10 protein-coding genes and 3 tRNA genes are annotated in these 13,660 nt (G+C 26.3%); 9 read left to right on the top strand and 4 right to left on the bottom strand.

Translation table 11 applies throughout. The features are described from left to right. Nucleotides 1–92 precede the first annotated feature (92 nt). Genes CRV11_RS01290 through pqiC form a run of 3 tightly spaced genes read left to right on the top strand, consistent with a single transcriptional unit; the run spans nucleotide 93 to nucleotide 3,565 of the window. Nucleotides 93–1,337 (top strand): PqiA/YebS family transporter subunit, encoded by a 1,245-nt coding sequence (locus CRV11_RS01290; protein WP_136131526.1) that lies wholly within the window; start codon nucleotides 93–95, stop codon nucleotides 1,335–1,337. A 3-nt stretch (nucleotides 1,338–1,340) separates the two neighbouring features. Continuing rightward, the gene (pqiB, locus tag CRV11_RS01285) at nucleotides 1,341–2,981 is read left to right on the top strand and encodes an intermembrane transport protein PqiB (RefSeq protein WP_136131525.1); all 1,641 of its coding nucleotides are present in this window, start codon (nucleotides 1,341–1,343) and stop codon (nucleotides 2,979–2,981) included. Beyond that, nucleotides 2,978–3,565: a membrane integrity-associated transporter subunit PqiC gene (pqiC, locus tag CRV11_RS01280; protein WP_158674481.1), complete on the top strand. Its 588-nt coding sequence runs from the start codon at nucleotides 2,978–2,980 to the stop codon at nucleotides 3,563–3,565. Before pqiB ends, pqiC begins: the two co-directional genes overlap by 4 nt. Before the next feature lie 51 nt (nucleotides 3,566–3,616). Here pqiC and CRV11_RS01275 read toward each other — a convergent pair whose 3' ends face one another. The 3 genes from CRV11_RS01275 to CRV11_RS01265 form a co-directional block, all read right to left on the bottom strand. Then, nucleotides 3,617–5,353, bottom strand: a complete 1,737-nt coding sequence (locus CRV11_RS01275; protein WP_136131523.1) for an AAA family ATPase — start codon at nucleotides 5,351–5,353, stop codon at nucleotides 3,617–3,619. 170 nt (nucleotides 5,354–5,523) lie between these two features. Beyond that, nucleotides 5,524–6,594: a porin OmpA gene (gene ompA / locus CRV11_RS01270; protein WP_158674480.1), complete on the bottom strand. Its 1,071-nt coding sequence runs from the start codon at nucleotides 6,592–6,594 to the stop codon at nucleotides 5,524–5,526. A gap of 688 nt (nucleotides 6,595–7,282) precedes the next feature. Then, on the bottom strand, nucleotides 7,283–7,609 hold the full coding sequence (locus CRV11_RS01265) for a TusE/DsrC/DsvC family sulfur relay protein (RefSeq protein WP_136131521.1): 327 nt from the start codon (nucleotides 7,607–7,609) through the stop codon (nucleotides 7,283–7,285). Nucleotides 7,610–7,845: 236 nt separating this feature from the next. Between CRV11_RS01265 and CRV11_RS01260 the strand changes: the two genes are divergently transcribed. From CRV11_RS01260 to trhO, 5 genes are all read left to right on the top strand, one after another. Beyond that, nucleotides 7,846–7,930: transfer RNA gene (locus tag CRV11_RS01260), tRNA-Ser, on the top strand. 48 nt (nucleotides 7,931–7,978) lie between these two features. Further along, nucleotides 7,979–8,542 (top strand): CDP-diacylglycerol--glycerol-3-phosphate 3-phosphatidyltransferase, encoded by a 564-nt coding sequence (pgsA, locus tag CRV11_RS01255; protein WP_136131520.1) that lies wholly within the window; start codon nucleotides 7,979–7,981, stop codon nucleotides 8,540–8,542. A gap of 137 nt (nucleotides 8,543–8,679) precedes the next feature. Beyond that, nucleotides 8,680–8,750 (top strand) — tRNA-Cys (locus CRV11_RS01250). 5 nt (nucleotides 8,751–8,755) lie between these two features. Continuing rightward, nucleotides 8,756–8,842, top strand: a tRNA-Leu gene (locus CRV11_RS01245). A 556-nt stretch (nucleotides 8,843–9,398) separates the two neighbouring features. Beyond that, on the top strand, nucleotides 9,399–10,349 hold the full coding sequence (gene trhO, locus CRV11_RS01240) for an oxygen-dependent tRNA uridine(34) hydroxylase TrhO (protein WP_136131519.1): 951 nt from the start codon (nucleotides 9,399–9,401) through the stop codon (nucleotides 10,347–10,349). 139 nt (nucleotides 10,350–10,488) lie between these two features. On the opposite strand, the gene pyrC is transcribed toward trhO, so the two are convergent. Then, nucleotides 10,489–11,535, bottom strand: a complete 1,047-nt coding sequence (gene pyrC, locus CRV11_RS01235; RefSeq protein ID WP_136131518.1) for a dihydroorotase — start codon at nucleotides 11,533–11,535, stop codon at nucleotides 10,489–10,491. 474 nt (nucleotides 11,536–12,009) lie between these two features. Here pyrC and murJ point away from each other — a divergent pair, with 474 nt between their 5' ends. Further along, on the top strand, nucleotides 12,010–13,560 hold the full coding sequence (murJ, locus tag CRV11_RS01230) for a murein biosynthesis integral membrane protein MurJ (protein WP_136131517.1): 1,551 nt from the start codon (nucleotides 12,010–12,012) through the stop codon (nucleotides 13,558–13,560). Nucleotides 13,561–13,660 lie beyond the last annotated feature (100 nt).

The raw sequence follows: 13,660 nt of genomic DNA, 5'->3' as shown, positions 1-13,660 counted from the left end.
TAAAGTATTAGTGCTTTTATTACACATGCAAATTACAATAATTAATTGTTTATGATTGATAATCAAAACAAAAATTTTAAGGTAACATAGATATGTTAGCAAGAAAAAATGTTGATTATATACTATGTCCCAAATGTGATTTACTAATGGAATTGTCTTGTTTACTTGCTGGTAAACAAGCATCTTGTCCTCGTTGTTGTTCCATATTAGTATCAAATTGGTGTGAACCATATAAAAGACATAATATCTATGCTTTATCTACACTTTTTCTGTTAATTTTATCTAATATTTTTCCTTTTATAAACATCAATTTTGCTGGTATAAATAATCAACTTATATTAAATCAAATTCCTAATGCCATCATTAGTGATGGTTATAATATATTAGCTGCATTTTTCATACTAGTTGTTCAGTTTATTCCTATATGTTGCATATTAATCATTTTTTTATTAGTTAATCCTATTAAAATACCCATAAATGTAAAGTTAATATTAGGTAGAACTTTATTTCAAATTAATCAGTGGATGATGGTCGAAATTTTTATGGGAGCTATGTTAATAAGCTTAATAAAACTAACCAATTACGGTGTTATAGATTTACAACCTAGCTTTTGGCCTTGGTGTTTATTCTGTTTTTTACAAATAAGATTTTTTCAATGTATTGACCGTCAATGGTTATGGCAATGTATAAAACCTAAGCCTGATTTACCCCAAAAACCTATAATTGGTAAAAGTGGCTTAAGTCAAGGTTTACGCTCTTGTCCATGTTGTAATGCTATTTTACCATTAATTAAACACAAATGCACACGTTGTAAAATTGTAGCTGAAGCACGTTATAAATATAGTCTGCAATGCACATATGCTTTATTGCTTACTTCATTTATATTTTATATTCCTGCTAATATTATGCCTGTGATGATTACAGAAATATTTGGTTTAGAATATCCATCCAGTATTCTAGAAGGAATAATTTTATTATGGAATGAAAGTTATTATTTAATTGCTATATTAATATTTATCTTTAGCATCATTGTACCAATATTAAAAATATTATCGATTGGATGGTTATGTTGGAGTTCAAGCAAAAAAACAAAAAATGTTCAAGCAATGTATATCGTTTATAAAATTATTAAATTTGTAGGCCGGTGGTCAATGATTGATGTATTCGTAATATTAATACTTTCTTCATTATTAAGGATTAAAAAATTAATACAAATTTATCCTACATCTGGTTTATTGTTCTTTGCTTTAGTTGTAATTTTTACTATGATGGCCGAAATGAATTTCGATCCAAGATTAATATGGGATCGAACTAATAAAACACAAAGGAATCAGTAATTAATGGAAAAAAACTATAAATATGCCAAGTTAAGTCAAATAAAAAACTGGTCTCCAATATGGATTTTCCCATTTGTTACTTTATTTATTGCTACATGGATCATGGTATATCAATTAATTCACTTAGGACCTGAAGTAATATTAGTTGCAAATGATGCTCAAGGAATTGAAGAAGAAAGGACTGTTATTAAAAGTAATCACGTTACTGTTGGGCTAGTAAAAAAAATATCGATATCAAAAGATCTAAATAATATACAAATAAAAGTCAGATTAAAATCAGATATGAAATATCTCTTGCATGAAGATACTATGTTTTGGATAGTAAAACCACATTTTAAAAAAGAAGGCATTAATGGATTAAGTAATTTATTATCAGGAACTTATATCGAATTATATCCTGGCAACAAGAATAATGCTGCTAAAAATTATAAACTTATAAGTGATGCACCTGCTGTTTTACCTAATGCTAAAGGCACTCGTGTTCTTTTAGAAAGTAAAAAATTTGAAACATTGTTTAAAGGTGATCCTGTTTTTTTTCGTGGTTATCGTGTTGGAACAGTGGAAAACAGTATGTTCAATGCAGATAGTCATAAAATGATATATCAGTTATTTATTAAAGAACCTTATATTAGTTTAATAAATGATAAAATTTGTTTTTGGAAAAACAGTAGTATTAGTGCAAATTTATCTACTTCTAGCATGAGCATCGAAATCGGATCATTGAATACCATATTTAATAGTAGCGTAAATTTTGATACTACGGTTGGTTGTTTTTCAGGTAAATATATTGAAAACAAAAAACTATATTATTTATTTGATGACAAAGATAGAATGCAAGAAATTCTGTTTAATAACATTACAAATTATGTTTTGCTTTTTTCAAGTTCTATTCGTGGTTTAAGAATTGGTGCTCCTGTAGAATTTCGGGGTATTCGTATTGGCTCAGTATCACAAGTACCCTTCCTAAAAGCTATCAGAAAACAGAAATTAAATTACAATTATACTATACCGGTATTGATTCAACTTGAACCAAAACGTTTCTTAAAATTTTTAGGTAACAATTTTAACATAGACAAGTATTTATATAATAATAATAAAAACAATAAGATCTATGCAATGTTAAAAACTAACAATGTTTTATCAGGTTCGACTTATATTGATCTAGATTTTTATAATAATATAAATAAAAATTCAGCTAAAACAGTTTTAGGTTATAAAACAATTCCTACTATTAATCTTAATTTAAACAATATACAAGAAAAATTATTATTAGCAATTGATAAAATTAGCAAAATGCCAATTAATGACACAATTAAAGAATCCAATATTACTTTAAAAAAAGGAGCAGAAACAATAAAAGAATTTAAAATATTGGTTCAAACAGCCAATGATATTTTAAAAAATCCAATAATAAATAATTTGCCAAAGGATATACACAGAGCCATAGATAATATTAATATTATTATTCAAGATCTGCATCCTGGTTCAAGTACTTATAATAGATTAAGAAGTAACATGCAAATGTTAAATCAAGTTTTAAATGAACTGAATTTGATACTTAAAAACATTAACATTAATAGTAATGCACTTATATATAAATCTTCACCAGAACAAGATCCTCAACCAAAAAGGGTACAAAGGTGAAAAAAGAAGCGATAATATTAGTTATAGCACTTCTTACTGCTTGCAGTGGTTCAAGCAAAAAAACTTATTATCATTTACCATTAGAAACTAATCATATACACACTATATCAAACAAATACCATAATAATCAACCTGTTCTTTGGATACAACAAATTTTATTACCAGATCATTTAGCAGGTAATGGATTAGTATATCAAACTAATGATGTAGAATATGTTATTACCAATCATAATTTATGGATAAATCCTCTTGTTCAACAATTAAAACAAACTATGATTAGTAATTTAAGCGATAATCTTCCTGAATGGTTCATATCTGCTGATATACCAATGATAAAAGATAAAATAAGTAAACTAAATATCATAATGAAGAAATTTCAAGGCAGATATGATGGAAAAGTAATTATTAGTGGTGAATGGCTATTAGAACATGGAAAATATTTTATTAAACGTGATTTCAGTTTCATTATACCACAAAAAAAAGATGGTTATGATGAACTTGTTTATACTTTATCATTAGGATGGCATAAGGTATCGGATCAAATCTCTAAAGAGATAATCAATCTTAATCCAATGAAGCAATAATGTAAGATAACCAAACCATTATATGATTCTATAAATAGAATATAAATAAAATTATTTAAACCATTTAAACCACCTAAATATGCTTGAGTTTGATTGTGTGCTTTGTTGATCTATTCTTTTTTGAATACTATAATAAAGACAATTGTCTTTATCTTCTTTGTTTTTCCAAAATTTTCCAGTTAATAAATAAACAGCCTCATTAACGTTTTGTACTGTCCATATATGAAATTCATTATCTTGCACAGCTTTTATTAACTTTGCATTAAGACCCAAATTTCTTTCATTTTGATATGGAATAATTACACCTTGTTTTCCAGTCAATCCACGTCTATAGCAAATTTCAAAAAAAGATTCAATTTTTTCATTTAATGCGCCGACAGGTTGTATTTTACCCAATTGATCTATAGAACCAGTTACTGCTATTTGTTGATTAATAGGATATTTTGATAATGAACTAATTAATGCACAGAGTATCGCTAGTGAAGCACTATCGCCATTAATTTCATCGTAAGATTGCTCAAATACCAATGAAGCAACAAACGGCACTTGTATATCAAATTCAGACATTAGATAAGATTGTATAATCATCATGCTCTTTATGTATATACTACTACCTAATTTAGCATTACCTTCTACATCAATGAATTCATTATGTCCAGGATAGACTACACATGTTATCCTACAAGGATAACCTATAATACGAGGATGAGTAGGATCATCAATAACTGACAATCCGTTAATTTGACCCACTACCTCACCTTGAGTTTCAAGTATATTTTGTTTTAAATAAAAATCATCAATTACGGTTTCCTGAAAGTGATTTTCCCGCCATAAACGTACCTGTAAAGCATTATATAGTGCTTCATCATTTAATGATTTATCCATGATTAACACTGACTCTCGAATTTGACGAACTAACCATACTGGGCATAAAGGTAATTTTTCTTTATCCTGACTAATACGAATACCTTCTTTTATTAATACTGGCCAAAAATTTTCCTTTGGTATAGGTAAAAATTTTTGTTCCGCTAAATAAACGACCCATCTACACCATGACAACATATCATCTTCACTAAATATTTTAATATATTTTTCAAATTCGGTATAAATTGCTATATCATATAATTCTGAATCAATTTTTTGAAGATCATATAATGCTTCTATATCACCACATAGAACTAAATTTAATTTTAAAGGCATTACAGGAATTGATATTGGCAAAGGACGTCGTTTATCTTGAGAAAATAATTCGCTATATCCCTGTTTGATAAATTTCTTTAAATATAACCAAATTTCTGGTTGAAGCAAAATAGATTTCAGAGAAAGTATTAAAGTACCACCATTAGCTTTATGTATGAGACCAGGTTCAAGATGAATGCGATTTTTATATACACATGCATATCCAAACAATAAATGTTTTTCTATCCAGTCAGCAAAACAAACTTCTCCTACACTAGTAAATGGATGTTGTACATCTGAAGCAGGTTTTAATATAATTGTATCATTAATAACTTGATAATCTCCTCCAAATAGTTCTTCAGATGCAGGAAGAATAAAGTTTTTAGATATTTGAGAAATAATCTTGAGATAATCTATATCTTCTTTACCACAAATCAATAATACAGGAAAACCTTGTTTTTGATGATGAATATGTGCTAATCCATTTATTAGCCTGGGCTGTATTTTTTCTATTGGATTTACAGAATTTTCTCTGATTTTAGAGAAAACAGATCTATATCGTAAGATATCTGGTTGAAGATCTTTCCATGTTAGTTTTTTATAGTTCAAAGTATTATGCACTTTTAAGTTCAAAATTAATTTTTATATACGTCTATTTTATTTACAATAATAAATTTTGGTTTTTAATACATAATAAAAAAATATCGTTTTATTAATAGCACTAAAAATAATTACCCCCTTACTTTCAAGGAAGGGGGGTTCTATTGTTTTTAATACTATTATGATTCTATTTGATTATTAATAATATTTTTTGTTGATGTAATCTTAATTTCTACTCTGCGATCGGGAGCTAAACAATTTATTAAAACTTTACGATCTTTAATATTATTGCAACTATTTTCAGTAATATGATTGGATTTACCCTTGCCATCTATAACAATGTTGCTCGATGGGATACCCTTCATAACTAAGTAATTTAAAACAGATTGAGCTCTTTTTGTAGAAAGTTTTTGATTATAACTGTTAGAACCTATTTTATCTGTGAAACCTATAACAATAATTTCATGTTTTTGATCAGGACATTTTAACTTATCGTATAATAAATCTAGAGTATTTTTACCTTCTTTTTTCAATGTAAATTTATCAAAATCAAACAAAACATCAGCCTTTAGATTAAAAATGTCAACACTATCATCATCTGATGGATGTTTGTTTATATGTACTTTTTCAACATATGGTGCTTGACCAAATTTATATGATAAACCAACAGTCAAAAAACTGTTTGCAGGCTGCGTACCAACAGTGTTCTTATCACCCACTGTATTAATAAACTGATAATCTACTCTTATTCCCATATTGTCATTTGCAGTATATTCAACACCTGCTGCTATAAATGCAGCAATACCTGCATCATAATCATACATACGATTAAAATTTTCTACTGTAAATTGCTTTACTCGAGAATACCAAATCAATCCACCTAGTCTTGTATATAAATCTAATTTGTCAGTTAATGGATAACTAAGTTTAGCTCCTAACTGTAGATCATATGCTCTATATTTACCATAAATCTTGTCACCATTATATTTTATTTTACCTAATACATCAAAACCGAGTTCAGTAGCTAATTTCGAATTTATTTGGTAACCTACAAACATATCCTTACCAAATGAATTTGTACGAGTAGGACCATCATTGCTGGCATAGGTATAATCATGATCATTAGCTCTGTAATACTTGGACCATCCGATTTTTCCACCAACATACCAAGTGTTTTTCTGAGAGGCTGCTTGTACTATACTTGAAAAGCCAGCGAGAAATACTGCAAAAATAGTAACTATCTTTTTCATTTTATACCTCGTTACCTCGTTGTTATTCAAAACAAGAAATAATGAAGAAGTCAACATATGATTTCAATTTAAATATTAAAATTAACATATTCTGAGGTACTATTAGTAAAAAGTGTATAAATCAAATAATTTAATCTAGCATTTCTAAATGATTATCTCAAAGCATTTCTAAATGATTATCTCAATAAGATCAAACATGATCTTGCTATAAATATATTATGATAACTTAAAATAATAAAACTTTAATCCACATTGAATATTATAATAAAATCCTAAATCCCTTTAGATACTACCGAAATTATTTTAATAAATATAAATTGAACTCTAGCACATTTTGTTATTATAGATAAATGTCTTAAAACATTATAAATGTGCAAACTAAATTCTTGTTAAGAATATTGTAAGATTTGTATCTGTTTTATAATTTTATTTGATTATTTTAATAGTAATCAATAAATTTCATATACTTCTTAATTAATAGACACCAATGATATAATATGATATTATATTTATCTTCAATAATCAAAAATTATTTATTAAAAAATAAGTATATCTCAGGATAGAAAAATTTTTCTATTATATTAATGTTTTTATCCTAAATTTAGTTGTTTTAAATAGGTACTTTATTATTTTTTAATTATAAATAACTAGAATAAAAACATTAGATATTTAATCAAAAAACAATTTCTTAAAGGCATTGGCTGGGTTTTGGTATTCCTGCTATTCTAGTAGCTTGTTTCAAAACGCCTTGTGGAAATAATCTAAACAAATAACTACTATTTGATTTTGATTTTTGATCTTGGCTATTAATATAAGCAATTAACATACGCATTGTAGGTGAAATATTGTACTTTAAATAAAAAGAACGAACTAAATATATTATATTCCAATGTTCGATAGTCATAATAATATTTTCACATTCTGCGATTTTTATTGCAATATTTTCATTCCATTCATCAATATTTTCTAAATATCCATCATTATCTAATGCAATAATTTTATCATCTATAATCACATTTAATTCCTTTATCTAAAATTTTATATTGAGTATTAATACAAAATATAATATATTCGCTCACTATTTAATACTATCCAAAATAGGATGACAATGTATTGTCAAATAAAAATCACCCTTTAAATTATTTTAATATCACTAATAATTATATAAATATCAATATATAATTAATATATTTGCTTTACATTTTTCATAAAAATAACATATAATATCTTTTGTTTGACAAATGATATTTTGGAGGAGTGGCCGAGTGGTTTAAGGCAACGGTCTTGAAAACCGTCGATGGGCAACTATCCGTGAGTTCGAATCTCTCCTCCTCCGTGAATAATTTATCATTAACATTGATAATAGATATATAATTTTAAATATATGGATTTTAATATACCTAATATTTTGACATTATTACGATTTTTTCTTATACCATGTTTTTTAATATCATTTTACCTGCCTTTTATTTATTCACCAGTTATAACTGTATTAATATTCTCTATAGCTGCTATCACTGATTGGCTCGATGGATTTTTAGCCCGACGATGGAATCAAACATCAAATTTCGGTGGTTTTTTAGATCCAATAGCAGATAAAGTAATGGTATCAACAGCTTTAATTTTGATATGTGAATACTTTCACGTTTATTGGATTACTATACCTACAATAATAATCATTTCTAGAGAAATTATTATTTCTGCTTTACGTCAATGGATTTATAATACCTATAATACTGTTATTCCTGTATTATGGATAGGTAAATTGAAAACCACTATACAAATGTTTTCTTTATTTTTACTTATATGGCATCCTAATATTTTATTAATAAAAATTGGAATAGTAATACTATATATAGCATTAATTTTGACATTATGGGCAATGTTTTTATACATTAGGATATGTCAACATTATTTATTAAAAAAAAATAATTATTTTAATTACTAAACTGAAGCATACAATTTATTAATTGCTCTATTGACTACTTCTATTAAAGTAGTATTATGATATGCAATTACTATTGAATAAACCTAAATAATTATTTACAATTATATTAAATTAAGATATACACATATAAAGTATGTGGCGCGTTAGCAGAATGGTCATGCAGCGGATTGCAAATCCGCCTATCCCGGTTCGATTCCGAGACGCGCCTTAATAGCCCAGGTGGTGAAATCGGTATACACAAGGGACTTAAAATCCCTCGGCTTAATTGCTATGCGGGTTCAAGTCCCGCTCTGGGCACCAAAGTAATTTTATATAGAAAGCACATTATATGAATTATTAAAGAAATTAGTTTGTCTATAAGTATTAATTATTGGAAATGATTATTTATGCTAATTTATTATTAACTAATAATATGCAAGCAGTTAAATTGATTAATCATTAATTATGTTCAAAAATATTTTGTATATCTAACTAAAATTGAATTTTAAGATTTAGGAAATTTAATTTTACCTTTTCGGTTATCGAAGCAGAAACTTACTATATTTATCTAGTATAGACTACTTATTAACGATTTTCGCAGTAATTTAACTAGCAGCAAGAAGTAATATACTTTAAGTAGTTGTAAAATAACTGACGATTTTATCGTCTCTCTACTATTAAATTTATAACAAAAAATAATTTTTATTATACTGATTATTATTATTAATAAACAGCTAATAAACAAAACTATATGGATTATTTATGATAATTAGAATAATAAATATGTATCTGTAATAATTTTAAGAAAGATTTTTTATATGTATAATTAACATGATTAAACAAGATATTTTTGATTTCATATAGGATTATCAATACTATGGTAGTACTTTATAATCGTATTTCAAATAAAGAACTAAAAGCTCGTTTGATTTTAGAAGATATCCCTCGCACAACAGTTTCTTTTTATAAGTACTTTAAAATTGATAACCCAAAATTTTTTCGCGATAAATTATATTATTATCTTAATAAGTTGAAAGTGTTTGGTCGTGTTTATGTTGCTGATGAAGGTATAAATGCTCAAATTAGCGTGCCTGATTTTTTGTACGCAGACATGAAAAGTTTTATTTATAATTTAGATGCTGCCTTGAACAATTTACATATAAACATAGCTCTAGATAATAAAGGTAAATCATTTTGGGTTCTTTCCATAAAGGTTAGAAATCGTATTATATCTGATGGTATAAGAGAAAATATTCTTAATATTAGTACAACAGGAAAATATATAGAAGCAACAGAAGTTAACAATATGATAAATGATCCTGAAACTATATTTGTAGATATGCGTAACAGTTATGAATATAAGATTGGACATTTTGAAAGAGCTGTAGAAATACCCGCTAATACTTTCCGTGAACAATTACCTAAAGTTATAGATATATTAAAAAATTATAAAAATAAAAAAATTATTTTATACTGTACTGGAGGTATTAGATGTGAAAAAGCCAGTGCATGGATGATTTATAACGGATTTAAAAAAGTTTATCAAATTAAAGGAGGAATTATTGAATACGTTAATTATGCTCGTAAGAAAGGTTTACCAATTATGTTTAAAGGGAAAAATTTTGTTTTTGATAGACGTATGAGTGAAATAATTTCTAAAGATATTTTATCATTTTGTCATCAATGTGGTGAATCTTGTGATTCTTACGTAAACTGTGCGAATAGTAATTGTCATTTATTATTTGTACAATGCATAAATTGTATAAAAAAATTTAATAACTGTTGTAGCTTAGCTTGCAAAGATCATATATTACATGGAGTTTTTTAAATTAAAAATCAGAGTATACTAACTCATTATTATGTTATGGAAGTAATCTTTTTTAAAGATGATTATAAAATAATAAAAATAAGATAATTTAGCAAGATAACTCATTGTTAATTAAATAAATAATTTTTTATTATATGGACTAGTTTTCAACGAACCAATTTAATGTATTTCCTACAAGGAAGGTGACCAAAGAATATGGAGATAAATTGACTGTGTTTTTTATTTTCCATGGTTTGCGTATTAAAGTAATTGTGTCTTGATTTAGAGGTAAATTGTAGAAACGAGGACCATTTTCTGAACAGAAAGATTCAAAATATCGTAAAGCATTTAATTCTTCAAATACTGTTGCGTACACTGATAAAGCCGTTGGCGCATTAAATATGCCTGCTTGTACTTGACTGTTTTCTTTGTGATTAATAATATGTGGTGCACTATCTGTGCCTAAGAAAAATTTTGAATTACCATTAGATATTGCTTTACGCAAAGCTTCTTGATGTACCTTGCTTTTAAGAATTGGAAAACAATAAAAATGAGGATTAATCCTATGAACTAGCAAATCGTTTCGATTTAAAATCAAATGATGAGGTGTAATGGTAGCTCCAACTTTATTATCAGAAGATTCTACATATTCTACTGCTTCCTTGGTTGATATATGTTCCATAACTATTTTTAATTCAGGGAATTGTTTACGTAATGGGTGCATTATATCATCTATAAAACGTGCTTCCCTATCGAAAATATCAATATTAAAATCTGTTACTTCACAATGAACCAACAAAGGCATTTGTATCTTCTGAAGACGTTCTAGTATCTTAGTGATATTGTTGATTTTATTAACACCATAAGAAGAATTTGTAGTAGAATATAAAGGATACATTTTAACCGCTGTAAATATCCCTGAAAAAAAAGCTTGTTCTAACTCATCAGGATCTAATACTTCAGTTAGGTAGCAGGTCATTAAAGGCGAAAAAATATGACCATTTGGTACATTTGATAAAATCAATTTTCGATAATCTATTCCAGACTTAATATCTACTATGGGTGATATTAAATTTGGCATTATTATAGCTCTACTGTATGTTGAACTGCTATAAGGTAAAACTAACTTAAGTAAATCACCATCACGTAAATGTAAATGCCAATCGTCTGGACGTCTTATAACTATCTTGTTTGATTGTAAAATCATTTAATTTTATATATATCCTAATATTGAAACAATTATAATTAATTAAAAATTAAACATATTAAGCAATTATATTTAAGTAAATAATTCAGCTAAATCATTTATTATTTGTATTAATTATTTTCTTTCATAAAAATTTATTGTGATTAACATATTGCTTAATTACTATTTAAATTAATTTTTATATTATTAAGTGATAATATATGTCTTCATATTAAATATTATAATCAATTAAAATATTAATTATAAATTAATAACTCATTATATAATGATTCGTTTATATAAACAATTATAATTACTTTCAATAAAATTAATATAATCACTTTCAATACAATTAATTCTATTGTTAGATGTTATATATGCATATTTATATTTTATTTATAAAACATAAAAACCTTTTAATAAAATACTTTTTAAGTATATCAATCTTTGGATACTTGATATAAGTATATTCCTTTCAGGATTCATTGTCTAATTATGAATTTATTAAAATCTCTATCAACAGTTAGTATCTTAACATTAATTTCTCGAATATTAGGTTTTATAAGAGATGTTCTTATTGCACAATATTTTGGTGCAGGAATGTTCACAGATGCTTTTTTTATGGCTTTTAAATTACCTAATCTTTTAAGACGTATCTTCGCTGAAGGTGCTTTTTCTCAAGCTTTTATTCCTGTATTTATAGAACAAATATCACAATCAAAAAAAGAAAACAAAAACAATGAAAGTGTAAGACAATTTGTGTCTTGTGTATCTGGACTATTAATAACATCAATAACCTGTATTATAGTTTTTTGTATGATATTAGCTCCTAAATTAACTTTCATTGCAGCACCAGGATTTACAAGAGACAGTTATCTATTCAATATTGCAACGAAATTATTACGTATTATGCTTCCTTATATTTTATTAATTTCACTTGCATCTTTAGTAGGTATTATACTAAACACTTATAATTATTTTTTGGTACCTGCATGTACCCCTATTTTATTTAATATTAGTATTATAATATCTATATTATTTTTTCATGGTTATTTTTATCCACCTATAATAGTATTAGGTTGGGGAGTGTTTTTTGGTGGAATAATACAACTGTTTTTTCAGTTATACTATGTACGAAAAATTAATTTGCTAGTTATACCTAAATTTGTGTTCAATCATCCTTCTGTTTTGTTAGTAATGAGAAGAATGGGCCCTGCCATTATTGGTATGTCAGTTAGTCAAATTGCTTCCATTATTAATAATATTTTTTCTTCTTTTTTAGCTTTTGGATCTTTATCTTGGTTATATTATTCTAATAGATTAGTAGAATTTCCTATAGGGGTGCTAAGTGTAGCATTGGGTACAATTATTTTACCTTCACTATCGAAAAGTTTAACTAACAATGATTATGATGAATATTCACGTTTGATAAATTGGGGTTTAAAAATTTGCTTATTATTATCTATTCCTAGTACTGCAGGTTTAATAATTTTATCTAAACCTATAATAATTACATTATTTCAGTACGGCAAATTTAATATCAGTGATGCTATTATGACACAATATGCCCTTATTGCATATTCGATTGGTTTAGTTGGCTTAATGAGTGCTAAAATTTTAGTTCTTGCTTTCTATTCTAGTAATGATATTAAAACTCCAGTTAGAATTGCTATTATCACTTTAATTGTAACACAACTAACTAATTTACTATTTTTTCATTCATTAAAACATGTCTGTTTATCATTATCTATAAGTATATCAGGCATTTTGAATGCATATTTGCTTTTCCATGAATTAATTAAAAAACAAATTTTTAGGTTAGAACATGGATTGATGAAGTTTTTATTTCAAATTATTATATCAACGTTAGTAATGGCAATAGTATTATTAATGATTTTAAAATATGTTAATAAATGGGAAGATGCATTAATACTAGATCGTATATTAAGACTTTCAATTATTTGTACCATAGGTATAGCCGTATACTTATTTATGCTCAAGGTTTTTGGTTTTAAAGTAAAAAATTTTTCTTATCAATATAAATAAAATCTTTTGATAAAGGAAAAAACAAACCATCGTTATGTTTGCTAAATATTATGACAACAGCAAAAATTGTTTAAACACAAACTGATAAATATCATAGCTT

The organism is Candidatus Pantoea edessiphila (assembly GCF_002933335.1).
Classification (GTDB): Bacteria; Pseudomonadota; Gammaproteobacteria; order Enterobacterales; family Enterobacteriaceae; genus Pantoea_C.
The sequence above is the reverse complement of the archived record's forward strand: the minus strand, read 5'-3'. Positions and strand labels throughout refer to the sequence as shown.

Bases quoted from the DNA above. Each gene is read 5' to 3' on its own strand.
- pgsA (WP_136131520.1), top strand. From the start codon at position 7,979: ATGGATTTTAATATACCTAATATTTTGACATTATTACGATTTTTTCTT.
- pyrC (WP_136131518.1), bottom strand. From the start codon at position 11,535: ATGATTTTACAATCAAACAAGATAGTTATAAGACGTCCAGACGATTGG.
- murJ (WP_136131517.1), top strand. From the start codon at position 12,010: ATGAATTTATTAAAATCTCTATCAACAGTTAGTATCTTAACATTAATT.
- pqiB (WP_136131525.1), top strand. From the start codon at position 1,341: ATGGAAAAAAACTATAAATATGCCAAGTTAAGTCAAATAAAAAACTGG.
- ompA (WP_158674480.1), bottom strand. From the start codon at position 6,594: ATGAAAAAGATAGTTACTATTTTTGCAGTATTTCTCGCTGGCTTTTCA.
- CRV11_RS01290 (WP_136131526.1), top strand. From the start codon at position 93: ATGTTAGCAAGAAAAAATGTTGATTATATACTATGTCCCAAATGTGAT.
- trhO (WP_136131519.1), top strand. From the start codon at position 9,399: ATGGTAGTACTTTATAATCGTATTTCAAATAAAGAACTAAAAGCTCGT.